At 68.4% G+C, this 23,569-nt stretch carries 16 protein-coding genes; 8 read left to right on the top strand and 8 right to left on the bottom strand.

The window, feature by feature from the left end:
* Positions 1 to 4 precede the first annotated feature (4 nt).
* The gene (locus IEX05_RS09265) at positions 5 to 3,697 is read left to right on the top strand and encodes a carbohydrate-binding protein (protein ID WP_188701157.1); all 3,693 of its coding nucleotides are present in this window, start codon (positions 5 to 7) and stop codon (positions 3,695 to 3,697) included.
* Between the two features lie 77 nt (positions 3,698 to 3,774).
* Here the strand turns inward: IEX05_RS09265 and IEX05_RS09260 are convergent, their stop codons facing one another.
* Positions 3,775 to 4,986: an SseB family protein gene (locus IEX05_RS09260; RefSeq protein WP_188701155.1), complete on the bottom strand. Its 1,212-nt coding sequence runs from the start codon at positions 4,984 to 4,986 to the stop codon at positions 3,775 to 3,777.
* Between the two features lie 53 nt (positions 4,987 to 5,039).
* A complete protein-coding gene (locus tag IEX05_RS09255; protein WP_188701153.1) occupies positions 5,040 to 7,397 on the bottom strand; it encodes an ATP-dependent helicase in 2,358 nt (785 codons plus the stop codon).
* Positions 7,398 to 7,558: 161 nt separating this feature from the next.
* Between IEX05_RS09255 and IEX05_RS09250 the strand changes: the two genes are divergently transcribed.
* Positions 7,559 to 8,230: a GntR family transcriptional regulator gene (locus tag IEX05_RS09250; protein ID WP_188701152.1), complete on the top strand. Its 672-nt coding sequence runs from the start codon at positions 7,559 to 7,561 to the stop codon at positions 8,228 to 8,230.
* Here IEX05_RS09250 and IEX05_RS09245 read toward each other — a convergent pair.
* Positions 8,227 to 9,177, bottom strand: coding sequence for a glycerophosphodiester phosphodiesterase family protein (locus IEX05_RS09245; RefSeq protein WP_188701150.1), 951 nt, complete (start codon positions 9,175 to 9,177; stop codon positions 8,227 to 8,229). The genes IEX05_RS09250 and IEX05_RS09245 overlap by 4 nt on opposite strands.
* A gap of 124 nt (positions 9,178 to 9,301) precedes the next feature.
* Here IEX05_RS09245 and IEX05_RS09240 point away from each other — a divergent pair, with 124 nt between their 5' ends.
* Complete coding sequence (locus tag IEX05_RS09240) at positions 9,302 to 10,192, top strand: Bax inhibitor-1/YccA family protein (RefSeq protein WP_188701482.1); 891 nt, start codon at positions 9,302 to 9,304, stop codon at positions 10,190 to 10,192.
* A gap of 71 nt (positions 10,193 to 10,263) precedes the next feature.
* Here the strand turns inward: IEX05_RS09240 and IEX05_RS09235 are convergent, their stop codons facing one another.
* From IEX05_RS09235 to IEX05_RS09225, 3 genes are all read right to left on the bottom strand, one after another.
* Positions 10,264 to 11,553: an alpha/beta fold hydrolase gene (locus tag IEX05_RS09235; RefSeq protein ID WP_188701148.1), complete on the bottom strand. Its 1,290-nt coding sequence runs from the start codon at positions 11,551 to 11,553 to the stop codon at positions 10,264 to 10,266.
* A 316-nt stretch (positions 11,554 to 11,869) separates the two neighbouring features.
* Positions 11,870 to 13,240: an LLM class flavin-dependent oxidoreductase gene (locus IEX05_RS09230; protein ID WP_188701147.1), complete on the bottom strand. Its 1,371-nt coding sequence runs from the start codon at positions 13,238 to 13,240 to the stop codon at positions 11,870 to 11,872.
* On the bottom strand, positions 13,237 to 14,463 hold the full coding sequence (locus IEX05_RS09225; protein WP_188701146.1) for an acyl-CoA dehydrogenase family protein: 1,227 nt from the start codon (positions 14,461 to 14,463) through the stop codon (positions 13,237 to 13,239). The genes IEX05_RS09230 and IEX05_RS09225 overlap by 4 nt, the downstream gene beginning before the upstream one ends.
* A gap of 167 nt (positions 14,464 to 14,630) precedes the next feature.
* On the opposite strand from IEX05_RS09225, the gene IEX05_RS09220 reads away from it, so the two are divergent.
* From IEX05_RS09220 to IEX05_RS09200, 5 genes are all read left to right on the top strand, one after another.
* The gene (locus IEX05_RS09220) at positions 14,631 to 16,265 is read left to right on the top strand and encodes an ABC transporter substrate-binding protein (protein ID WP_188701145.1); all 1,635 of its coding nucleotides are present in this window, start codon (positions 14,631 to 14,633) and stop codon (positions 16,263 to 16,265) included.
* A 2-nt stretch (positions 16,266 to 16,267) separates the two neighbouring features.
* Positions 16,268 to 17,245 carry an ABC transporter permease gene (locus tag IEX05_RS09215; RefSeq protein ID WP_188701144.1) on the top strand — a complete coding sequence of 326 codons (978 nt, stop codon included), beginning with the start codon at positions 16,268 to 16,270 and terminating at the stop codon, positions 17,243 to 17,245.
* Positions 17,242 to 18,099: an ABC transporter permease gene (locus IEX05_RS09210; protein WP_188701143.1), complete on the top strand. Its 858-nt coding sequence runs from the start codon at positions 17,242 to 17,244 to the stop codon at positions 18,097 to 18,099. Before IEX05_RS09215 ends, IEX05_RS09210 begins: the two co-directional genes overlap by 4 nt.
* Positions 18,096 to 19,715 carry a dipeptide ABC transporter ATP-binding protein gene (locus tag IEX05_RS09205; RefSeq protein ID WP_188701141.1) on the top strand — a complete coding sequence of 540 codons (1,620 nt, stop codon included), beginning with the start codon at positions 18,096 to 18,098 and terminating at the stop codon, positions 19,713 to 19,715. The genes IEX05_RS09210 and IEX05_RS09205 overlap by 4 nt, the downstream gene beginning before the upstream one ends.
* 63 nt (positions 19,716 to 19,778) lie before the next feature.
* Complete coding sequence (locus IEX05_RS09200) at positions 19,779 to 20,969, top strand: MFS transporter (RefSeq protein WP_188701139.1); 1,191 nt, start codon at positions 19,779 to 19,781, stop codon at positions 20,967 to 20,969.
* Positions 20,970 to 21,376: 407 nt separating this feature from the next.
* On the opposite strand, the gene guaA is transcribed toward IEX05_RS09200, so the two are convergent.
* Together guaA and IEX05_RS09190 are read right to left on the bottom strand one after the other, a co-directional pair.
* The gene (gene guaA, locus IEX05_RS09195; RefSeq protein ID WP_188701138.1) at positions 21,377 to 22,954 is read right to left on the bottom strand and encodes a glutamine-hydrolyzing GMP synthase; all 1,578 of its coding nucleotides are present in this window, start codon (positions 22,952 to 22,954) and stop codon (positions 21,377 to 21,379) included.
* A complete protein-coding gene (locus tag IEX05_RS09190) occupies positions 22,951 to 23,496 on the bottom strand; it encodes a DUF3817 domain-containing protein (RefSeq protein WP_188701136.1) in 546 nt (181 codons plus the stop codon). The genes guaA and IEX05_RS09190 overlap by 4 nt, the downstream gene beginning before the upstream one ends.
* Positions 23,497 to 23,569: the final 73 nt, after the last annotated feature.

Raw genomic sequence — 23,569 nt, 5'->3', positions numbered from 1 at the left:
AAGGATGCGACTCATTCAACGGCCCCGCGCGGCGCTGCGCCGGGCCCTCGCCATCGGAGCCTCCGGCGCGGTCGTCGCCGCGGGGCTCGTGACCATGACCGCGCTGCCCGCGATCGGGGCCGAGACCTGCACCGTATCGTTCGACACGACCGTCTCGGAGGCCGGCTTCACGCATCCCGGCGTGGGCCTCACCGCCGAGAACCTCGAGACCGCGCGCGAACAGATCGCGTCGGGCACGGAGCCATGGGCCTCGTACTTCCAAGATATGAAGAAGTCTCCCGCGGCGGCGATCGACGCTGCCTCGGCCAACGAGTCGAAGACCCAGCCGGGCACCCCCGACTCGACCGCCTTCGCCTCTCAGGGCTTCAACTCGCGCTTCATCGGCGATGGGCTGAAGGCCTACACGCAGTCGATTCTCTACGCCATCACGGGCGAGCAGGAGTACCGCACCAACGCGATGGAGATCATCCGCATCTGGGAGCAGATGGATCCGGAGGCGTACGCGGTCTTCCCCGACTCGCATATCCACACGGGCGTGCCGCTTCATCGGATGACGACCGCCGCCGAGATCCTCCGCTACGGCAGCTGCGCCACGGACGAGACGCCGTGGACGGAGGCCGACACCGAAGCGTTCACGACGAATCTGATCGTGCCCGTCACCGAGACGTTCCTGCACGACCAGAACCACTTCATGAACCAGCACACCTATCCCCTGCTGGGAGCCATGGCGGGGTACATCTTCACGGAGAACCGCGAGCGGTACGACGAGGCCGTTGAGTGGTTCACCGTGAACTCCACGGCGGAGAATCAGGGCTTCAACGGATCCATCTCCCGACTGTTCCGCCTGGTCGACACCGACGACAAGACCGGCGAGACGCTCGACGAACCCCGCGTACAGCACGTCGAGATGGGGCGCGACCAGGCACACGGCGGAGGCGACATCACGAACGCGTCGATCCTCTCGCGCATGATGATGGCTCAGGGCACAAAGGTCGATCCCGTCGCGGGCACCGTCTCCACGGCACCCGACGCCGTCGGCCCCTTCGAGTTCGGCGACGACCGGATCCTCGCCGCCGCCGACTACTTCTGGTCGTTCATGCTGGGGCATGACCCCGAATGGACGCCGGTCGGCTACTCGATGGATCCCGACGGCACCGTGCGCGACACCTACGACCACATCTCGAACGCGTACCGCGGTCGATACAACACCGCGAGCGTGTGGGACCTCTATTACTACTACGCGTACACGCGCGGCGAGGACATGACCGAGCTCGCGCCGAATCTCGAGGCGGCGTTCGAGCAGCGGCTCCCCCTCGAGTACTACTACGGAGGAGCCGTCACACGCGCCTGGGACAGCCCGGACGCGGGTGGTGACTTCTGGCTCTACCTGCCCGAGAGCGCGGCGGGATCGTCGGTGCCTGAGCACATCGCAAGTCCCACGGTGCTCGAGATCGAGGACCGCTGGACCCCGATCTCGGGTTCCACGACGTCGACCGATGATTTCGTCACGCTCGAGGCGACCGGGGACGGCTCGAAGATCGCGTTCCGCAACGCCTCGACGAAGAACAAGGCCTTCGCGCTGCGCGTGCGCACCGACGCACCCGCCCGCCTCGAGCTGACGTTCGGCATGAATAAGAGCATCGAGCTTCCCGATACGAACGGTGAGTGGCGGCAGGTGACCGTCACGCTCGACGCGTCCGAGAGCCTGCAGGATCTCGTCTACATCGCCGCGACCGGCGACGGCGCGAGCGTCGATGTCGACTCACTCGACATCGCACCCGCGACGACTGGTCCCGAGCTCGGCGCCGCTCCCACCCGCATCATCGGTGTGGTCGGATCCGAGATCTCCGCCAGCCTCCCCGCGACCCCCGGGTCCGCGCTGCGCGTGGAGCCGATGCCCGACGGCACGACTCTCGACAATACGACGCTCTCGTGGGCACCCAGCGCATCCGGGACGCATGACGCGCTCGTGACCGCGGACGACGGATCCGGCATCGCGTCGAAGGCGATCGCGTTCATTGCGGCCGACGATCGCGATGCCGCCATCGTGGAAGCGGCGGCGCCGCACGTCGACACGTCGACCTACACGCGCGCGACACAGGAGGCATTCGACACGGCTCTCCGTGCAGCCGAGGATGCGGGTGCCGATGACTTCCCCCAGGCGCTTGCAGACCTCACTGCGGCAGCCGACGCCCTGCGGCTGGTGTCGCCGACCGTCGCCGACGGCAGCCTTGACTACCCCGGGCTGTTGGCCTCGTCGACGGCGGGAAGCAACACGGCACTCCTCGTCGACGACGACAATCAGACCGGCACGGTGTACAACCAGGCGGTCGATCGCGCTCACGTGTTCGACTTCGGGCCGTTCGCGACCGTGTCGGCGTCGTCGTTCATGCTGCAGTCGAACATCTTCGAGGATCGGCTGGCGAACTCGGCCGTCTTCGGCTCCAACGATGGCACGACGTGGGAGCGGCTGACACCCGGCGTCACGGAGATGACGCAGGACGAGCAGACGCTCGAGGTCGCGCCCGAGTTGCGCGACAAGCGCTACCACCAGCTGAAGGTGCAGCTGCTCGAGCCGCTCCCCGATGTGCTCTACGGCACGAAGCAAGGCCTCGTCGAGTTCACCGAGTTCCATATCTTCGGCGAGCGCCACGAGGCGACGGGCGACATCGACGCGGTCTCGATCTCGGCTCCCGGATCCCTGAAGGGCCGCGTCGTCGCGGGTGACGAGGTGCGCCTCGAGCTGCACGCGAACGCGGCGATCTCGGACCTCGCAGTAACGATCGCGGGTTCGCGGGCCGAGGTCGTCGACGACGGTGACGGCGACTGGGCAGCGACCGCCCTCCTTCCGTCGGACCTCGCGCCCGGCGCGCCGCTCACCTTCACCGTCAATCACGTGACCCACGACGGCGCGGTCGCCGACGAGGTGAGCTCGACGACCGATGGATCCGCGCTCTACGTCTCGACGAATAACGGCCTCGTCGACGATGTGATCGGCTCCCTTCCTGTGACCGGCGAGGGCGGCGTGACCGCGGCCTCCATCACCCGCGATGCCGCGAACCTCTTCGACGGCGACGCTGCCACCCACTCGGACACCCGGCTCGTCGGTGCTCAGGCGTCGCTGGTCTGGGATCTCGGTGTGGACTCCTCGCTCCGGGTCTCGGGGGCGGACATACTCGTGCGCCAGGATCAGTACGGAACCAGCCGGCTGAATGGTCTGCGCTTCGAGGGATCCAACGACCTGACATCGTGGACTCCGCTGACAAGCAACGTCATTGCGACGCCGCGCTGGCAGCGTCTCGAGGGCCTCGACGAGGCGTCGTACCGCTACCTTCGACTCACGAACCGGAACATCATCAACGTCGCCGAGGTGCGCCTCTTCGGTGAGGTCACCGTATCGCCCGCCGACCCGGCCTGGGCGGCGGGGACCACATACGATGACGGCGACCGGGTCAGCTACGACGGCCGCACGTACGTCGCGCAGTGGTGGACGAAGAACGAGATCCCGGGATCCACGGCGACCGGTTCGTGGATGGAAGAGGGCGCGCTCGTGGCAGGCACCGACGCGCGTGAGTGGACCGCCTCGTGGGTATACGACGACGGCGACACCGTCTCCTACGAGGGGCACCTGTTCCGCGCGAAGTGGTGGACGCGGAACCAGGCGCCGGGCGACCCGAACGGCCCGTGGGAGGGCTGAGCCCCTCCCCTTCATATGACACTTGTGGGTAGTCCCCGTGACGGGGACTACCCACAAGTGTCATTTCAACGGCTTAGCTACTCGGCGTCGGGGGTTTCCGGGGCCTGGTCGGCCAGCGCCATGATCGGCTCGAGCTCTTCGCGCGTGAGTGTCATGAGCGGGCCCGCGGGGTCGATCAGGATCCCGCCGACGTCCTCGTGGTCGCGTAGCACCTTCGCGATCTTGTCGGCGCCGAAGGGCATGGCCCGTTCCGTGCGCCCCTGTGCGACGATCTCGAGCGGGTGCGAGTACACCTGCAGCAGCCTGGTTCCGTCGACGAGGCGCGCCTCGGCAATCCCCATCTTCTGCTCCCCCTCGCCGTCGCCGGGCGAGGAACCGACCGCGACCCAGAGGGGCGGCTGCTCGGCGAGGATCTTCGCGATCCGCTTCGGCGTCTCCGCGTCGCGCGGCTGCGCGAGCGCCGACTTCACGCGCATGCGCGGATCCGCCTGCTTGTGCGCGCGCTCGATCACCTCGCGCGGGAGCACGATACGCGACTTCCCGGACGCGCCATCGATGATGAGGCCGTCGAAGCCGCGCTCGATCATGTGGGCGAGGATCAGCGGAACGGGCTGCGCCACCGCCGACGTCTTCTCGTTGCCGTCGGCCTTCACGGCCTCGCTCAGTGCCTTGCCCGAGCTGTAGACCAGCATGTAGTTCTTCTCGCCCGCCGTCGCGACACCATACTGCAGGGTCGCCTTGCCGTTCTCGTCGACCTGCTCGCGCACATCGCCCGCCACGCGCAGGAAGAGGTGCCCCTGCATGAGCTGACGCGCGACGCCCAGCAACTGCGCGGGCGTGGGCTTCTCGGGCATCGCCGCGAGCGCGTCGCGGAGCACCGCGTTGTCGCGCAGGCCCTTGATCGTCTCCAGGCGTGCCGGGGGCGCGGCCGGCGCCAGCGGCAGCTCGCGCACGGCGGCCGGCTTCGGCGTCGGTGCCGCCTGCGGACTCGGCGCCGGCTGCTGCTTCGGTCGGGTGAACGCATCCGGACCGGCCTTCGCGAGATCCTCCGCGCGCTTCTTCCTCTGGGCCAGTTCCTGCTCGGGTGAGAGCACCTCGGGGCCAGAGTTCGCCCCGACGCCCTGGAACGCCGAGAACGAGATGTTCACGCCCGTCGCCTGATCCTCGGGCGCAGCCGCAGACTCCGGGGCCGCTTCCTCGGCGGCCGCGGACTCTTCGGCAACACCGGTGTTGTCGACGAGCTCGTCTTCCGAGCTCTCGGACTTCTTCTTACGCGAGAACAGACCCATATGCCCCAGCGTACGGCGGCGCGGCGCAGCCGGCACAATCGAGGCTCACTTCATCACAATTTCTCGATCGGGGCCACCTTGATCAGGAGCTTCTTCGGCCCGACCTCGTCGAAGCGCACGTGCGCGATGCGCTTCGCCCCGACGCCCGTGACCTGGTCGACGGTGCCCTCGCCGAAGTCGTCGTGACGGACCCGGTCGCCGGCGGCCAGCTCGAGGTCGCCGTTGTCGCGCACCTTGCCGGTGACGCGGTTCGTGAACTCGCTGAGCGCCGCCGAGGGGGCCTTCTTCTCGAGCGGTTTCACGCCCCAACGATTCTCCCCCCGGGGACGGTTCGCGTTGAGGGCCCGCGACTGCGTGCCTCCTCGCCCGTTGACATCGCCCGGCGATTGGCGCCATTCGATCAGACCGGCCGGGATCTCCTGCAGGAAGCGGCTCGGCATCGCCGCGGAGACCTCGCCGAACTGAGCCCGCGTCATCGCCAGGGAGAGATAGAGGCGCTTGCGGGCACGGGTGATGCCGACATAGAACAGTCGACGTTCCTCCTGCGGGCCGCCGGGCTCTCCGGCGGAGATGCGGTGGGGAATGAGATCCTCCTCGACGCCCGTGAGGAACACCGTGTCGAACTCGAGCCCCTTCGCCGTGTGCAGCGTCATGAGCGACACCGTCCCGGTCGAATCGTCGAGGTCGTCGCTATCGGCGACGAGCGCGACCTCGGTAAGGAAGTCGACCACGGTCCCCTCGGGGTTGTTGCGCGCGAACTCGCGGGTCACGGCGACGAGCTCGTCGAGGTTCTCCACGCGCGCCTCGTCCTGAGGGTCGCGCGAGCGGCGCAGCGTGTCGAGATAGCCCGACTTGTTGAGGAGGATCTGCAGACCCTCGGTCACCGACGTCGGCTTGGCGTCCTCGCCCTCAGGGAGCAGAATCGCCTGCGCCTCGCGCAGCACGCCGTCGAGCTGGTCGAGCGCGCCGCGGATCTTCGGCCCGAGGCCGATCTCCGCCGCGTGGCCGATCGCGTCTCGGAAGCTGATGTCGTTGTCGGCCGCGAAACGCGCGATGTTCGTTTCCGTCACCGCGCCGATGCCCCGCTTCGGGCGGTTCAGGATCCGCCGCACCGCGAGCTCGTCCGCCGGGTTCACGACGGCCATGAGATAGGCGAGCGCGTCCTTGATCTCGGCGCGGTCGTAGAACTTGGTGCCGCCCATGATCCGATACGGGATCGCCGAGCGGATGAAGATCTCCTCGAGCGCGCGGGACTGCGAGTTGGTGCGGTAGAAGACCGCGATGTCGCTGTAGTCGACGCCCTGGCGCCGCACCGCTTCGATCTCGTCCGCGATGAATTGCGCCTCGTCGTGCTGCGAGTAGCCGGTGAAGCCGACGACGGGCGCGCCCTCGCCCTCGGAGGTCCACAGCTTCTTGTCCTTGCGGTCGAAGTTGTTGCGGATCACCGCGTTCGCCGCATCGAGGATGTTCTGGCTCGAGCGATAGTTCTGCTCGAGCAGCACGACCTTCGCACCGGGGAAATCGCGCTCGAACTCGGTGATGTTGCGGATGTCGGCGCCGCGGAAGGCGTAGATGGACTGATCCGAGTCGCCGACGACGGTGAGCGACGCGCCCTGGGGTTCGTCCTCCGGCATGATCGCGAGCATTCCCCCGCCGAGATCCATCGTCTCGCCCTGCACGGGCTTGGTGAGTTCGCGGATCAGCTGGTACTGAGCGTGGTTCGTGTCCTGATACTCGTCGACCAGAATGTGCGTGAACCGGCGACGATACTTATCTGCGACCTGAGGGAACGCGCGGAAGAGGAAGACCGTCTGCGCGAGCAGGTCGTCGAAGTCGAAGGCGTTCGCCTTGCGCAACTGACGCTGGTAATCCTGGAAGATCGCGGCAAACACCCTCTCCGCGGGATCGCTCGTGTTCGCCTGGCGCGAGAACGAGTCGGCGTCCTGCAATTCGTTCTTGAGCTTCGAGATGCGGCTCTGCACCCCCGCGGGCGTCAGGCCGAAGGCCTCGGCCTCATGCTCTTTCACGAGGCGCTTCATCAGCGCCCGCACATCGCCCGAATCGTAGATCGTGAACGACTTCGTGAACCCGAAGTGATCGGCCTCTCGCCGCAGGATCCGCACGCAGGCCGAGTGGAACGTCGAGATCCACATCCCCTTCGCCCGTTCCCCCACGAGCTGCTCGACGCGCTCGCGCATCTCGCCGGCGGCCTTGTTGGTGAAGGTGATCGCCAGGATCTGGCTCGGCCACGCCTCGCGCGACTCGAGCAGCGACGCGATGCGATGCGTGAGCACCCGGGTCTTCCCCGATCCCGCTCCCGCGACGATCAACAGCGCCGGGCCGCGATACGTGACGGCGTCGCGCTGAGGAGGGTTCAGCCCCTCGAGAAGCGGGTCACGATCGGTGAACATTGAGACATTGGATGAATCAGCCATGGCGGATCCGAGTCTATGAGAGACCGCTGACAATCGATCGGATCGCGCGGACCTCGGCACGCGCATAATCAACGACAAGTATCATCTCGATAACAACTATCCCATTGGGGGATCCTGTGGAACGAAGCGGATACAACATGGACCTTCAGCCCAAGCGACTCGCCGACGTCGTCTACGACAAACTGTGTGAGGCCGTGGTCGACGGCACCCTGGCCCCCGGCCAGCGCGTGCGCGATGGCGACCTCGCCGAACAGCTCGGCGTCTCGAGGATGCCCGTGCGAGAGGCTCTCCAGAGGCTCGAGCGCCAGGGCCTCATCGAGATGGTCGCGAGCAGGTTCACTCGCGTCACCGGCGTCACGCCCGAGATGCCCGCTCAGTCGCTCGAGTTCCTGGGCTACCAGCTGGGCATCAGCCTGCGTCTCGCCCTGCCGCGGATGAACGAGGAAGAACGCGCGGAGGCCGCCGAGCTGGCGCGCGAGGTGGCGCGCGCCGTCACGAGCGACGCGCAGAAGGCCTACGAGACGAACTTCCAGCTCGGCACGTACCTCGCCGGCCACAGCGGGAACGCGCTCTTCGCGACGGTCATGGCCGACGCCTGGCTGCAGGTGACCCGCAACCTCCGAGGCACCTTCCCCCTCATCAAGGACGCCGACGAGATGGCGGACGACTTCACCCACCTCGCCGACTACATCGTCGAGGGCGACGGGATCGGCGCCGAGGCGCAGATGCGCGACGTGTTCCAGCTGGGAGCCGGCCAGCGCGGCCCCGCCCACGCCGTTGAGGGCCTCTGGGACGACGTGCTCGGCTAGAACACCTGCCGGGCGAGATCGGGGTGGTCCGCGAACACGCCCGTCACGCCCGCCTCGCGAATGGCGCGCCACTCGGCGCGCCATTCGCCGTATTCGGCGGCGCTCCCCCGGCCGCGAAAGCGTTCCTCCAGGAAGGCGTTCTCGGGCCGAGCGGTCCAGGTGAACAGTTCGAGGCCGCGCTCGCGCGCCTCGGCGGCGAAGGCCGGCGCGGCGGGATCCAGGAGCAGCGACTTTGCGACGCTGATCCCGTCGACCCTCCCGGCGAGCGCCGCGATGTCGCCGAGCTGGTCGAGATAGCTCGGCGCATCGGATCCGAGAGTCAGGCGGAGGTCGAGCGCGACGCCCTCGTCCTCGAGCAGGTAGACGAGCTCGGCCTCGATTCCGGCAGACCGCACCGCGTGCAGGGCCGACTCCTCGAAGGATTCGACGACGAGCCGGCCGCTCCCCGGATCCTGCCAGCCGCCCGCCCGCAGCTCGCGCGCGACGAGCGGCGCAAGGTCGAGGCCGATGGCCGAGAAGTACGGGGCGTGCTTGATCTCCACGACGACACCGACCCCGCCCTCGCGAGCGATGTCGAGCACCTCGCGGAGCGACAGGATCCGCTCCTCGCCGTCGAACGCGGCGCTATCGGGGCGGAGATGGGGGATCCGCTCCGTGCAGCGCAAGAGCTGGAGCTCCTCCCAGGTGAAGTCCTCCGTGAACCAGCCGCTGAACTCGTGCCCCGCGAACGACTTCGTCGTCCTCAGGTGCGCGAACTCGGGCCGCGCCGCCACGTCGGTCGTCCCAGAGATCTCGTTCTCGTGTCGCACGACCAGAACGCCGTCCTTCGTCGCGACGACATCGGGCTCGATCAGGTCGACGCCCTGGGCGATCGCGAGCTCGTAGGAGGAACGCGTGTGCTCCGGCCGGTATCCGCTCGCACCGCGGTGACCGATGAGGGAAATCATCGCGCCAGACTACGCCGTGGGAGAAAAGGCCAGGTGAACACAGCCCATGCATAACAATCCGCGCATATCCTGTGAGTACTCGCGACCCTCGCGACACCACCGATTCAGGAGTGTGACCACAGCAATGGCCAGCGCCGGATTCACCAACCCGTACTTTACCAACGAGCGACCGCAGGGACAGGGCGGCTACGCGACGCCGCTCGCGCCGCAGCAGGCGCCCCAGTTCACCCCCACCGTCGGCGAGCAGGCCCAGCTCGAGGGCATGTACGCCGCCCCCGCAGCCGGCACGCCGCAGACGGGTCGCATGACCTACGAGGACACGATCGTCAAGACCGTGATCCTGTTCGCCGTGATGCTCGCCACGGCGGCGCTCAGCTGGGTGATCACGCTCGGCGGATCGCTCTCGGCGAGCACCGCGACCAACTTCAACCTCATCCCGATGATCGTCGGCGCGCTCGGCACGCTCGTCATCAGCCTGGTGATCGCGTTCCGCAAGCAGGCGCCCGTCGCCCTGACCTTCGCCTACGCGGTCGCGGAGGGTCTGTTCGTCGGTGGAATCTCGGCGTTCTTCGAGACCTTCGCTCCGGGCATCGTCGTGCAGGCCGCGCTCGCCACCATCGCCGTGATCGGCACGACCCTCGCGCTGTTCGCGAGCGGCAAGATCCGCGCCTCGGCGAAGATGACCAAGATCGTCATGATCGCGATGATCGGCTATGCCGTCTTCTCGCTGCTCAACGTCGGTCTGATGATGTTCGGCGTTCTGCCCGAGGGCATGGCCTTCGGCCTGCGCTCCATGACGATCGCCGGCATCCCGCTCGGCCTCATCATCGGCATCGCCGTCGTGCTCATGGGCGCGTACATGCTCGTCTTGGACTTCGACGCCGTGCAGCGCGGCGTGCGCAACGGCGCCCCCGCGAAGCTCGCCTGGACGGCCGCCTACGGCATCCTCGCGACCGTCGTGTTCATCTACATCGAGATCCTGCGGATGCTCGCGATCCTTCGCGGCGACGACTGATCCCGCCTCACGACGATGGCCCGCTCCCCAAAGGGAGCGGGCCATCGTCGTTCGCGCTGGGTTTTGGCGACTCAGCGGGCGAGTGGGCCGCCCTCCTGCTCCACCCTCGTGATCAGGGTCCGCACGATCTCCGGCTCCTGACGCAGGCCGTCGTGCTCGAACTCGTTCGTGATCCAGAGGTGCATGTTGGGCACGGCGTCGCGCGTCGCCTCGGCAAACTCGATCGGCACGAACATGTCGTCGTAGTACATCGCCGCCGCGACGGGCACCTCGTTGCGCGCGAGCCGGGCGGCGTCATACAGCTCCGGATGATCCGTGCGCTCGTGCAGGGCGAGGGCCGCGTCGCGGAAGGGACGCAGGGAGGCGATCTCGTCGAACTGCCACGGGAAGAACATCTCGCCCGTGAAGGGCACCGGCCCGTCGGCGTCGGCCTCGAAGCCGCCGAGCTCGGCCCGCACTCTGTGCGCGGCCCAGCCGGCGGATCCGGGACCCGAAGCGTAAATCTCCTCCTGCAGGATCGCGTAGAGCGGATTGCCCCAGTACTGCGTGCGCGCATCGACCCCCGCGAGGAAGGCGTCGCTCAGCCGCCCCGATGGCAGAAGCGCCTCATCGAGTAGCCAGAGCAATCCCTCGAAGCCCGTCGACATCCCGAAATCGATGCCGAGGGTCTGCAGGCGCCGGGCCGAGAGCCGGTCGCCCGACGGCAAGCGCACCTCGTCGTTCTCGACGAGGTCGACGATCGTCTTCATGGTGTCGATGTGCTGCGGGTAGCGGCGATAGAACTCCGCCGTCTTCCGCGCCGTGCGCGGCAGCGTGTTGCGGTAGATCTCCTCGGCGTCGGGGGCGATCGAGGTGATCCCGCCCGTCACATAGCAGGCCGTCAGTGCCTCGGGCGCGAACGACAGGTAGCTGAGCGTGAGGAAGCCTCCGTAGCTCTGGCCGAGCGTCTGCCACGGTGCACCGCCGTAGACCTCGCGGCGGAGGTGTTCGGCGTCGGCGATGATCTGCTCGGCGCGGAAGCAGCGGATGTATTCGGCCGCCGCCTCCCCGGGGAGTCCCGCGATCGACGCGCGGTCGACGGGCGTCGATCGGCCCGTGCCGCGCTGATCCATGAGCAGCACGCGGTGGGTCTTCAGCGCCTCGCCGATCCAGCCGCCCTCCGGCGCGGGGCGCGGCCCCTTGCCGCCGGGCCCGCCCTGCAGAAACAGAAGGACCGGGGCGTCCTGCATTCCCGGTTTCGATACCTCGCGGGCGAAGAGATCGATGCGGCGAGCGCCGGCCGGATCCGTCCAGTCGAGCGGGACCTCGAGAGTGATGTCGCGCACGCGAAGCCCGCGCAGGGAGAACTCGTGGATCGTCATGGATCCATCCTTTCAGGCCGGCGCGCCCGCATGCTGCACGGCTGGATAGGCTTCATGGCCACCGCCGCCGCACGCTGGCGCCACCACCCCGCCGACGCCGAGACGCCCCCAGCCACCGTTCAAATGACACTTCTGGCTAGTTGCGGGGCCGTCAAGTGCCGAAAGGTGTCATTTGAACGGGTCCCGGTGACGGGGCGCACCACGGGCACCCTAAGAGGGCGCGGTGGGCGAGTGCGGTGGGCGGGTGCAGTGAGCGCGAGGCGGCGGGAGGGCGCGGTGGGCGGGTGCGGGGGCGCGGGGCGCCGCCGCGGCGGAGTCAGAGGTTGGCGCCGCCGCGGTAGCGGGTGCCCTGGTGGGTTTCCGGCAGGCGGTCGCCGCGGCCGAAGAGTCGGTTCCGCAGCGTGGTCGGCTCGCCGTCCTCGCGGATCCGGCCGCGCCGGCGCAGCTCGGGGATCACGAGCTCCGCGAAATCGCGGGCCGTGTCGAAGGAATGGTACTGACGCAGGTTGATCCCGTCGACGCCGTCCTCGTCGAGCCACTTCTCGATCTCGTCCGCGACGACCTTCGGGGCTCCCGCGACGAAGAACCGTCCCTCACGGCCGCTGCGGATCCGAGCGAGCGCCTCGCCCGCCGTGAGGCCCGCGAAGCCCTTCAGGCGCGCGAGGATCGCAGGGTCGCTCTGCTGCGCGGCGATGTCGTCGATCGCCGTCTCGGCCGGGTATGCCGTGAGGTCGATCGGCATGCTCGAGTGGGCGAGGATTCCGTCGAGGCTCTTGAACTCCTGGTAGGTGCGCAGCTTGTCGGCCGCTTCCTCCTCGGTGCGCCCGACGATCACGCCCGCCTGCACGATGAACTTGATGTCGTCGGCGCCGCGTCCCTGCGAGACAGCGGCGTCGCGCATCTCCTGCGCGTTGTGCTGGAAGTCTTCCTTCGTCTGCCCGCCCGTGAACACGAGCTCGGCGTGGCGGCCGGCGAAGGCGATGCCCTCGGGCGACCCCGTGGCCTGGAACAGCACGGGGGTGCGCTGCGGCGACGGCGACGAGAGGTGCGGGCCCTTCACCTTGAAGTGGTCTCCGACGTGGTTGATGTAGCGCACCTTGGACGGATCCGTGTAGACGCCGCTCGCCGCGTCGCGCACGATCGCGTCGTCGTCCCAGGATCCCTCCCACAGCTTGTAGAGCACGTGCAGGTACTCGTCCGCCTTCTGGTAGCGCTCGGCCTTGGGGATCTCGCCGTCGAGGCCGAAGTTCTGCGCCGCGTTGGGCAGGTAGGAGGTGACGATGTTCCAGCCGACCCGGCCCTTGGTCAGGTGATCGAGCGTCGACATGCGCCGCGCGAAGGCGAACGGCGGCTCGTACGTCGTCGAGAACGTGGCCCCGAAGCCGAGGTGCTTCGTCACCGCCGCCATCGCGGGGATCACGAGGAGCGGGTCGTTGCTGGGGATCTGCAGGCCCTCGCGGATCGCGGTCTCGGGGCCGCCGCGGAACGTGTCGTACGCGCCGACGACGTCGGCGAGGAACACGCCGTCGAAGCTGCCGTCCTCGAGGATCTGCGCGAGTTCGGTCCAGTACTCGATGTCGTTGAACTCGTGCCGGCGGTTGCCGGGAAGCCGCCACAGACCGTGCGTGATGTGACTCACCGTGTTCATCTCGAACAGATTGACGATGAGCTTCTTCTTCTCGGTCATGCGGTTACTGCTTCTTTCTCGGCGGCGGGCGCGCCGGGCGCCCGGAACTCCGGGCGAGTTCCATTCAGTTCAAAGTCTCCCACGACGCGGCGCCGCTGCGCGGCGGGGTTGTGCGAGTGAACCGTGCGCGCGTTGCGCCAGTGCCGGTCGAGCGCGGCCTTCGTCGACACGGCGGATGCGCCGCCCACCTCGAAGATCTCCGTCGCCGCGTCGAGCACGAGCGGGGCAACGATCTGCTGCAGGCGGTAGACGTCGAGGATCAGATCGGCGTACGCGTCCTGATCGCCCGCGGCGTACCGCTCGGAGGCGCGGTCGACGTCGCGCGCCCCGGACACGACGAGACGCACCGCGGCGTCGGCGCGCGCGCTCACGGATCCGATGGTCTCCTGCACGAGAGTGTCCTCCCGCGGGGGCGTCTCACCGGGGAAGCCGAAGATGCGCCTGCGGGGACGGACGAACTCGACCGCGTCCCGCAGCGCGGCGCGCCCGATTCCCGCTGCCGCCGCGAGGAGGATGAGCTGGAACACCGAGGCGATGTGGTTGCCGCGCGCGGGGTTCTCCCCCGACACGATGATGTCCGCGGGGTCGACGGCCACCCGGTCGAAGGTCGTCGTTCCCGTGCCGGTCAGGGGCTGGCCGAAGCCATCCCAGTCGTCGATCGACTGCACGCCCGGATCCCGCGTGCTCACGGTCACGCCGACGCGGGTCTCGCCGTCGAGCGCCGCCAGGCGGATCCAGTCCGCGTAGATGCTGCCGGTCGTGTAGTACTTGCGGCCCGTGAGGAGGATGCTGTCGCCCTCCCGCTCGATGCGGGTCGTGATGTCGCCCGTCTCCTGCTTCTCCGACTGCGCGTTGCCGACGAACTCGCCGCGCGCGATCCGATGAATCCACGCCCCGCGATTGGCCTCATCGTCGTCGTAGCCGGCGACGATCTCCTCCACGACGGCGATGTGGCCGCGGTAGAGGTGCGCGAGGTTCGAGTCGGCGGAGGCAACGAGGATGAGCCGCTCGATGAGCTGCTCGAAACTCAGACCCAGTCCGCCCCACTCGACGGGGAGTCGGACCGATCCGAATCCTATCGCCTGCAACGCCCGTACTTCCTCGTACAGCAGCGTGTGGCTCTGCTCGCGCTCGACGGCGCGGGACGCGATACCGATCAGCAGCTCATCGAGGGCGCGATCGAACTCCTCGAGGGTCTCGGGACGGGAGATCGTTGCAGTCATAACGCCCGACTGTAGGGAGAAAGCGCCGGTCCGCGCGACTGTGTGACGCCATGCGGCGTTATGTGACGACACACGACGACGCATGACGACACACACGTGCGCTGCGGCCTCACCACCTGCTTGCATATCCCCAATTCCATCCGTCCTCCCCCTGTCTAAGGACCCCCATGAACACCGCGCTTCGCCGTACCACCCTCGTCATCGCCGCGACCCTCGCCGCCGGGATGTCGATGACGGCGTGCGCGGCGCAGACGCCCGCCGCCTCCGGATCCAGCACCGACAAGGAGGGCGGCACCCTCGTCTACCTCGACGCCGAGCTCTCCAGCAACACGCAGCTGCAGTCGAGCGGCACGTGGCAGGACAGCGCGTACGTCACGAACATCACCGACCGCCTACTAGACCGCGACCCGGAGACCGGGGAGATCGGCCCCTACATCGCCGACACCTGGAAGGTCTCGGACGACGGCCTCGTGTACGAGTTCCATATCACCGGCGGCGTCACCTACAGCGACGGCACCCCGCTCGACGCCGCGAACGTGGCGCGCAACCTCGAATGGCAGGCGAACGGCGACCCCGACGGCGGCATCCCCGCCAACAACTGGTTCCCCGCCGTCTCCGAGATCACCCACGACGACGACGCGCAGACCGTCACGGTGACGCTCGAAGAGCCCTACGCGCCGTTCCTCAACGTCCTCTCGTTCTGGCGCACCTCGCTTGTCGCCGACGCCACCATCGAGGCGAGCCTCGAGGCCCAGTCTCAGCTGACCGGCATCATCGGCTCGGGTCCCTTCGTCGTCGAATCCGAGAAGTACGGCGAGGAGATCGTGCTCGCCGCCCGCGACGACTACGACTGGGCCCCCGGCAGCGCCGATCACGAGGGCCGCGCATACCTCGACGAGATCGTCATCATCCCCGTCACGGAGGACAGCGTGCGCCTCGGCTCGCTGCGCTCCGGGGAAGCCGACGTCATCCGCTACATCCAGCCGAGCGAAGAGGCCGGGCTTGAGGCCGCCGGCATCACCGTCCTCGGCGTGCAGGGCGCGGGCAACGTGAACGCCTGGCAGCTGCACCAGTCGGCGCCGTTCCTCGACGATGTCCGCGTCCGCCAGGCGCTGCAGCACGGCATCGACCGCCAGCAGATCCTCGACGACCTCTACACCGACAACTGGCAGATCGCGACGAGCATCGTCACGCCCACCACCTTCGGCTACGTCGACCTCTCCGACGAATTCGCGTACGACCCTGACGAGTCGGCGGCACTCCTTGACGAGGCGGGCTGGACCGAGCGCGACGCCGACGGCTTCCGGACGAAGGATGGGGAGCGCCTCAGCATCCTCACCTACGTGGACGTGTTCGACAGCACCGCGAAGCCCCTGTTCCAGCTGATCCAGTGGCAGCTCGAGCAGATCGGCGTCGAGCTCGTCATCAAGGAGACCGACTACGCCAACTACTCCGCGACCCTCGAGGATCCGGCGATCGGTGCACGGCGCAACGGCTGGCCCGAGGCGGACGCCTGGGTGCGCCAGAACGTTAACTACCACTCGCAGAACACCAACGGCTTCCGCCTGGCGGAGCCCGACACCGAACTCGACGCACTCTATGAAGCGCAGGCCGACGCGACCAGCGACGAAGAGCGCGCCCAGGTCGTCGGCGAGATCCAGCGGCACGTCATCGAGCAGGCCTACGCGCTGCCGATCCTCGACGATACGCAGGTGTTCGGCCTGCAGCCCTACGTCCACGACTTCTCCACGACCTACGAGGCTCGCCCCACGTTCTACGACACGTGGACCGAGAACAAGTGACGATGACTCCGCTCGCCTTCATCAAGCGCATCGGGCAGTCGCTGCTCGTCGTCGCACTCACGTACGTCTTCGTCTACGCCGTGCTGTTCCTCCTGCCCGGTGACCCGATCGAGAGCCGCATCAACAACCCGCAGAACCCGATCCCGGAGGATCAGGCGCAGGCGATCCTGAACTACTACCGCCTCGACCGGCCGCCACTCGAACAGTTCTGGACCTCGGTGACGCGCATCCTGCAGGGCGATCTCGGGTACTCGCTCACCAACGGCCGGAGCGTGTCCGAGCTCATGGCGCAGGGCATCGGCGAGACGGTCACGCTTGCAGCCCTCGCGCTCGTGTTCGCGGTCGCCTTCGCGCTCCTCGTCGCACTCGTCGGTGTGTTCGCCCCGTGGAAGCCCGTGCGCAAGCTCGTCAGCACGCTGCCGACGCTCGCCCACGCGACGCCCGGCTTCCTCATCGCCCTGATCCTGCTGCAGGTGTTCGCCTACCAGCTCGGGTGGTTCTCCTCGATCCGGGACGAGGGCTTCAAGTCTCTCCTCCTGCCGGCGATCACCCTCGGCATCGGTGGCAGCGCCGCGATCGCCCAGGTGCTGATCCAGTCGCTCACGCGCGCCGCGAACGAGCCCTTCGTGACCGTGCTGCGAGCGTCCGGCACCGCGCCAACATCGATCATCGGCCGCCACGTGCTCCTCAACGGATCCATCCCCGCCGTCACCCTCCTGGGGTTGACGATCGGCGAGCTGCTCGCCGGATCCGTCATCGCCGAGACGATCTTCTCGCGCACGGGCCTCGGCTTCCTCACCGAGCAGTCGGTGCGCTCGCAGGACGGCCCCGTCGTGCTCGCCGTCGTGATGTTCGTGTCGATCGTCTTCACGACCGTCAACCTCATCACCGACCTCGTGTATCCGCTGATCGACCCGCGCCTGGCCGGGCCGAAGCGCCGCCGGAATGCCGTCCCCGCGGCCGAAGGAGTGATCGCATGACCGTCACGGACGTGATCGCCGAGGCGAAGGCCCGCACGCGGCGCACGCGCGTCGTGGGCGGCTGGGACATCGCCGCCATCGCGGTGCTCGCGCTGCTCGTCGTCGCAATCGCGATCCCGGGCGTGCTCACGCCCTACGACCCCCTGGCTGCGGCGCCCGGACAGACGCTGCAGGCGCCGAGCCTCGCCCATCCTTTCGGCACCGACTACCTCGGCCGCGACCTCTTCTCGCGTGTCATGCACGGCACGAGCCGCACCCTCCTGGCCTCCGCCATCGCCGTCGCGATCGGGCTCGGGGCGGGAACGCTGCTCGGCCTCATCGCCGCCTACTTCGGTCGGGGCGTCGATGCCGTCATCAGCCGCATCGTCGACGTGCTGCTGTCGATTCCCGGCCTCCTGCTGTCGATGATGATCGTCGTGGCCCTCGGCTTCGGATCCATCAACGCGGCCATCGCGGTCGGAATCGCATCGGTGGCCACCTTCGCCCGGCTCATGCGCTCCGAGGTGCTGCGCGTGAAGGCGCTGACCTTCGTCGAATCCTCGCGCCACCTCGGCGTCGATGCCGTGCGACTGCTCCTTCGCCACGTCCTCCCCAACTCGTGGGGGCCCGTGCTGTCGATGACGACGCTGCAGTTCGGATCCTCGATCCTCGCGATCGCGGCGCTGAGCTTCCTCGGCTACGGAGCACCGCCGCCCCAGCCCGAGTGGGGCATGCTCGTCTCGGAGGGGCGCGAATACCTCGCGTCGTCGCCGTGGCTCACGCTCCTGCCTGGACTCGTCATCATCCTCACCGTTCTGTCGGTCAGCCGCCTCAGCACACTGATCACCGCCGCGCGCACGGGAGCACGCCCATGACCATCGCACCCAGCACCGCCGTCGACGCGCCCACCACCACGGCGCTCGAAGTCCGCGAGCTTCGCGTCTCGTATCGCCCCGCCCACCGGCTCATCGAGGTCGTGCACGGCGTCACCCTCTCGGTATCCCGAGGACGCACCCTCGCCCTCGTTGGCCAGTCCGGATCCGGAAAGTCGACGATCGCGCTCGCTGCCGCGGGCCTGCTCCCGCGGCGCGGCGAGGTCACCGGCGGATCCATCACCCTCGCGAGCCGCGACGTGACCCGCTTCCGCGATCGCGATTGGCGCCCGCTGCGCGGGAGCGAGATCGGCTTCGTCCCGCAGGATCCGCTGAGCTCGCTCGACCCCCTGCAGACCATCGGATCGCGCCTGAACGCAGAGCTGAAGCGCCACGGGGTCCCGCGCCGCGAGCGCGCGGTGCGCGCCGCGGAGCTGCTGGCCCGCGTGGGCATCGCCGACGCGGCCCACAAGCTCGACCTCCGTCCGCACGAGCTCTCGGGCGGCCAGCTGCAGCGCGTGCTCATCGCGATCGCGATCTCGGGCTCGCCGCAACTGCTGATCGCCGACGAGCCCACGAGCGCGCTCGATGTCACCGTGCAGCGCACGATCCTCGACCTCATCGGCGAGCTCCGGGAGGAGCTCGGACTCGCGGTGCTGCTCATCACGCACGATCTCGCGCTCGCGCGCGAGCGCGCCGACGACATCGCCGTGCTGCACGACGGCGTCGTCGTCGATCAGGGCCCCGCCGACCGGGTGGTGTCCCACCCCGAGGACGACTACACCCGCGAGCTGTTCGCCAACGCCCCCGCCCTGAGCCCCGACCGCTACGCCCACCTGCTCCGCCCCGTCGACCCCGCGGTCGATGCGGCGATCGAGGTCGCGGGCATCGTGAAGACCTTCCCGGGCTCGCCGCGGCCGGCACTGAACGGTGTCGACCTGCGCGTGCACCGGGGCAGCGTCCACGCGCTCGTCGGCGAATCCGGATCCGGGAAATCGACCCTCGCGCGCATCGTCGCGGGGCTGGAATCCTTCGACGAGGGCGCCGTGACGGTATCCGGCCGCGCGCTCCCTCAGCACCCGCCGGTCGCCAACCGCTTCGCGCGGCGACTGCAGATGGTGTACCAGAACCCGCTGTCCGCGTTGGATCCGCGCTTCACGGTTCGGCAACTGCTCGACGAACCCATCTCGCTCTCGGCGAAGCTCACACCCGCCGAACGCGCGGCGCGCGTCGCCACGGCGCTCGACCACGTGGCCCTCCCGAGCACGGTGCTCGACAGCCGCCCGCACGACCTGTCCGGCGGACAGCGCCAGCGCGTCGCCGTCGCGCGCGCCCTCGCCCTCAGCCCCGAGGTGCTCGTTCTCGACGAACCCACGAGCGCGCTCGACGTGACGGTGCAGACGCAGATCATCGACCTCCTCATGGAACTGCGCGACCGCGACGAGCTGACGTACCTGTTCATCTCCCACGACCTCAGCCTCGTACGGCAGATCGCCGAGCAGGTCACCGTGCTCGAGCACGGCCGACTCGTCGAGAGCGCGCCCACGGCGGAGCTGTTCGCGCGGCCCCGCGACGCCTACACGAGACGATTGATCGACGCGATCCCGAAGGCCACATAAGGAGGATTCCCTCGCTGGTGCGGGTATATTTCACTCAACCCGCCCTTCGATCCGGAGTCCGCCGTGCCCTCTTCGCTCATCGCGCGCCGCAACGCGCTCTTCGCGCTCTTTCTTCTCCCCGGACTCGGCATCTCCTCGTGGGTCACACGCACCCCCGATGTGCGGAACCTGCTCGACGCGTCGACGGCGCAGATGGGATTCATCCTCTTCGGGCTGTCCATCGGATCCATGATCGGCATCCTCGGATCCGGCCCGCTCGTCGCACGATTCGGCACGCGACCGGTGATCATGACCGGAGGATTCGTCGTGGCGTCCGGCGTGACGGTGGTGGGTGTCGGCGCGGCGATCGCGCAGCCGTGGCTCGTCGCCTTCGGTCTCGGACTCATCGGCCTCGGCATGGGCGGTGGCGAGGTCGCGATGAACGTCGACGGCGCGGAGGTCGAGCGGCTCCTGCATCGCTCGGTCATGCCGACCCTGCACGGCTTCTTCAGCTTCGGAACCGTCATCGGCGCCCTCATCGGCATGGGCTTGACCGCCGTGCAGTTCCCCGTCGTCTGGCACCTCGTCATCACGGCCGCCGTCATGGCAGGTGCCATCGTCGTTGCGATCCGTTCCGTGCCCGCCGGCTTCGGGAAGCACGAGGCGGCCCATCGCGCGGAGCGTGCGGACCACCCGCCCGTCTGGCGCGACGTGCACCTCCTGATGATCGGCGGCATCGTGCTCGCGCTCGCGATGAGCGAGGGAGCCGCGGGCGACTGGCTACCTCTGCTCATGGTCGACGGGCACGGATTCTCCGACGCAATCGGATCCGCCACCTACGCGATCTTCGCGATCTGCATGACGGCCGGCCGCTTTGGGGGCGGCTGGTTCGTCGATCGCTTCGGCCGCGCCATCGTGCTCGCCATCAGCGCCATCGTCGCGGGCATCGGGCTGGCGATCGTGGTGTTCGTCGACAACCAGGTCGCCGCCGCGGTCGCCGTCGTGTTCTGGGGCATCGGCACGTCGCTCGGCTTCCCCGTCGCGATGAGCGCCGCCGGCGACTCGGGCGAGAACTCGGCCGCCCGCGTGTCGTTCACGGCAACGATCGGATACATCGCATTCCTCGTCGGCCCGCCCCTGCTGGGCATGCTCGGCGAGCACTTCGGCCTGCGCCTGGCCATGCTCGTCGTGCTCGCGCTCATCGCGATCGCCGTCCTGCTGACCCCGGGCATCCGTCGCCGCCCCACCGCGCCCGCCCCGGCCTCCCGCGCCTGAGCGTGTCCCACTTCGTGCGGATATGGCGGGGGTATGGCCGCGTTAAGTGGGACGCGCGTCTGGCCGTGTCCCACTTGGTGCGGGAAAAGCCCGCGCATAACGACCAGAAGTGGGACACGCGCGTGGCCGTGTCCCACTTGATGCGGGAAAAGCCCGCGTACGACCGCCACAAGTGGGACACGCCCCCGACCATGTCCCACTTCATGCGGGAAAAGCCCGCGTATGACCGCCACAAGTGGGACACGCGCGTGGCCGTGTCCCACTTCGTGCGCGAATAGCCCGCGCATAACGACCACAAGTGGGACACACCCCCGACCATGTCCCACTTGATGCGGGAATAGCCCGCGCATACCAACGCAAAGTGGGACACGGGGGTGACCCGTGTCCCACTTTGCGTCGTTATGGGGTTACTCCCACTCGATGGTCGCCGGGGGCTTGCTCGTGACGTCGAGGGTGACGCGGTTGATCTCCGCCACCTCGTTCGTGATCCGGTTCGAGATCTTGGCGAGGGTCTCGTAGGGCACGCGCGTCCAGTCGGCCGTCATCGCGTCCTCACTCGACACGGGGCGCAGCACGACGGGGTGGCCGTAGGTGCGGCCGTCGCCCTGCACACCGACGCTGCGCACGTCGGCGAGAAGCACGACGGGGCACTGCCAGATCTCCTGGTCGAGGCCCGCTGCCGTGAGCTCCTCGCGCACGATCGCGTCGGCCTCGCGCAGGATCTCGAGGCGGTCCTTCGTGACCTCGCCGATGATGCGGATCCCGAGGCCGGGGCCGGGGAACGGCTGACGGCCGACGATCGCCTCGGGGATCCCGAGTTCGCGGCCGATCTGACGCACCTCGTCCTTGAACAGCGTGCGCAGCGGCTCGATGAGGCCAAAGTCGAGGTCGTCGGGAAGGCCGCCGACGTTGTGGTGGCTCTTGATGTTCGCCGTGCCGGAACCGCCGCCGGACTCGACGACATCGGGGTACAGCGTGCCCTGCACGAGGAACTTGATCGGCGCGCCCTCGGCCTTCGCCTCGTCGACGAGCTCGCGCTGCACCTTCTCGAACGCCCGGATGAACTCGCGGCCGATGATCTTGCGCTTCGTCTCGGGGTCGGTGACACCGGCGAGGTGGCCGAGGAAGGTGTCCTCCGCGTCCACCGTGATCAGGCGCACGCCGGTCGAGGCGACGTAGTCTTGCTCGACCTGCTCGCGCTCGCCCTTGCGGAGGAGACCGTGGTCGACGAACACGGCGGTCAGCTGGTCGCCGATCGCGCGGTGCACGAGTGCCGTGGAAACGGCCGAGTCGACGCCGCCCGAGAGGGCGGAGATGACGCGGGCGGATCCGACCTGCTCGCGGATCTTCGCGATCTGCTCCTCGATGACGTTGCCGCTCGTCCAGTCCGCGGGCAGGCCCGCGGCCTTGTGAAGGAAGTTCTCGATGATCGTCTGCCCGTGGTCGGAGTGCTTGACCTCGGGGTGCCACTGCACACCGTAGAAGCAGGCCTCGGCGTTGCCGAACGCCGCAACGGGCGTCGCCGCCGTTCGTGCGAGGACCTCGAAGCCCTCGGGCGCCTCGGCAACCGAGTCGCCGTGGCTCATCCACACGTTCTGCTCGGCGGGGGTGCTCTCGAGCAGCACGCCGCCGTCGCCCGTGACCACGGCATCGGTCGCGCCGTACTCGCGGTAACCGGTCTTCGCGACGGTTCCGCCCAGCGCCTTCGCCATGACCTGGAAGCCATAGCAGATGCCGAGCGTGGGGATCTTCAGGCCGAAGATCGAGGTGTCGAAGCCGGGGGCGCCCTCGGCGTACACCGAGCTCGGGCCGCCCGAGAGGATGATCGCGACCGGATTCTTCGCCGCAACCTCCTCCGCAGTGATGCTGTGCGGCACGAGTTCGCTGAACACACCGGCTTCGCGCACGCGGCGCGCGATCAGCTGGGCGTACTGCGCGCCGAAGTCGACGACGAGAACCGGGCGCTGTGCCGTATCGGTGCTCACGGGGCGGCCTCCTGGAGGGGATCAGTGGTGGTGGGGCTTTCGGAAGCGGCGCGCTTAGCGGCGGCGCGCTCCTCGCGGGTCGCGAGGTAGGCGCGCACGTCGCGCACGACGAAGAATTCCATGAAGAACGAGAGGAACGGCACGACGCCGCCGCCCGCGAGGAGCAGCAGTCGGCCGAACGGCCAGCGCATGAGGCTCCACACGCGGAAGCACGCGAGCAGGTACACGACGTAGAACCAACCGTGGATCATGAGGATCAGGAGCGAGATGTTTACGCCCTGACCGGTGGATTCGATCTCGCAGCCCTCGATCCAGGGCGTCAGCATCGAGGTCGGCGTGCATCCGGGTCCGGGAATGACCTTGTCGAAGTGCAGGAATCCGCGCGGACCGCCCGCCCACAGCTCGACCGCGAGCGGGGTGTACTTGAGCACCATCTCGGCGACCAGCGCAAGGAGGCCGACACCCGTGATCACACTGGCGATCTGGTAGAAGCGCAGGGAGCGGCGGATCTGCGGGAACGTCTTGAGGCGTGGCTGAGCCATGCTCTCGATCCTAGTCGGCGCGTCCTGAGCAAGCGCCGGGGCCTCTGCCGGGCGCGAGATTCTGACAATCGCG

This window comes from Microbacterium nanhaiense, assembly GCF_014646015.1.
Taxonomy (GTDB): domain Bacteria; phylum Actinomycetota; class Actinomycetes; order Actinomycetales; family Microbacteriaceae; genus Microbacterium; species Microbacterium nanhaiense.
The sequence above is the reverse complement of the archived record's forward strand: the minus strand, read 5'-3'. Positions and strand labels throughout refer to the sequence as shown.

Excerpts from the sequence above, each read along its gene's own strand:
- IEX05_RS09265 (WP_188701157.1), top strand. The coding sequence starts at position 5 with ATGCGACTCATTCAACGGCCCCGCGCGGCGCTGCGCCGGGCCCTCGCC.
- IEX05_RS09260 (WP_188701155.1), bottom strand. The coding sequence starts at position 4,986 with ATGGGTCTGTTCTCGCGTAAGAAGAAGTCCGAGAGCTCGGAAGACGAG.
- IEX05_RS09255 (WP_188701153.1), bottom strand. The coding sequence starts at position 7,397 with ATGTTCACCGATCGTGACCCGCTTCTCGAGGGGCTGAACCCTCCTCAG.
- IEX05_RS09250 (WP_188701152.1), top strand. The coding sequence starts at position 7,559 with ATGGACCTTCAGCCCAAGCGACTCGCCGACGTCGTCTACGACAAACTG.
- IEX05_RS09245 (WP_188701150.1), bottom strand. The coding sequence starts at position 9,177 with ATGATTTCCCTCATCGGTCACCGCGGTGCGAGCGGATACCGGCCGGAG.
- IEX05_RS09240 (WP_188701482.1), top strand. The coding sequence starts at position 9,302 with ATGGCCAGCGCCGGATTCACCAACCCGTACTTTACCAACGAGCGACCG.
- IEX05_RS09235 (WP_188701148.1), bottom strand. The coding sequence starts at position 11,553 with ATGACGATCCACGAGTTCTCCCTGCGCGGGCTTCGCGTGCGCGACATC.
- IEX05_RS09230 (WP_188701147.1), bottom strand. The coding sequence starts at position 13,240 with ATGACCGAGAAGAAGAAGCTCATCGTCAATCTGTTCGAGATGAACACG.
- IEX05_RS09225 (WP_188701146.1), bottom strand. The coding sequence starts at position 14,463 with ATGACTGCAACGATCTCCCGTCCCGAGACCCTCGAGGAGTTCGATCGC.
- IEX05_RS09220 (WP_188701145.1), top strand. The coding sequence starts at position 14,631 with ATGAACACCGCGCTTCGCCGTACCACCCTCGTCATCGCCGCGACCCTC.
- IEX05_RS09215 (WP_188701144.1), top strand. The coding sequence starts at position 16,268 with ATGACTCCGCTCGCCTTCATCAAGCGCATCGGGCAGTCGCTGCTCGTC.
- IEX05_RS09210 (WP_188701143.1), top strand. The coding sequence starts at position 17,242 with ATGACCGTCACGGACGTGATCGCCGAGGCGAAGGCCCGCACGCGGCGC.
- IEX05_RS09205 (WP_188701141.1), top strand. The coding sequence starts at position 18,096 with ATGACCATCGCACCCAGCACCGCCGTCGACGCGCCCACCACCACGGCG.
- IEX05_RS09190 (WP_188701136.1), bottom strand. The coding sequence starts at position 23,496 with ATGGCTCAGCCACGCCTCAAGACGTTCCCGCAGATCCGCCGCTCCCTG.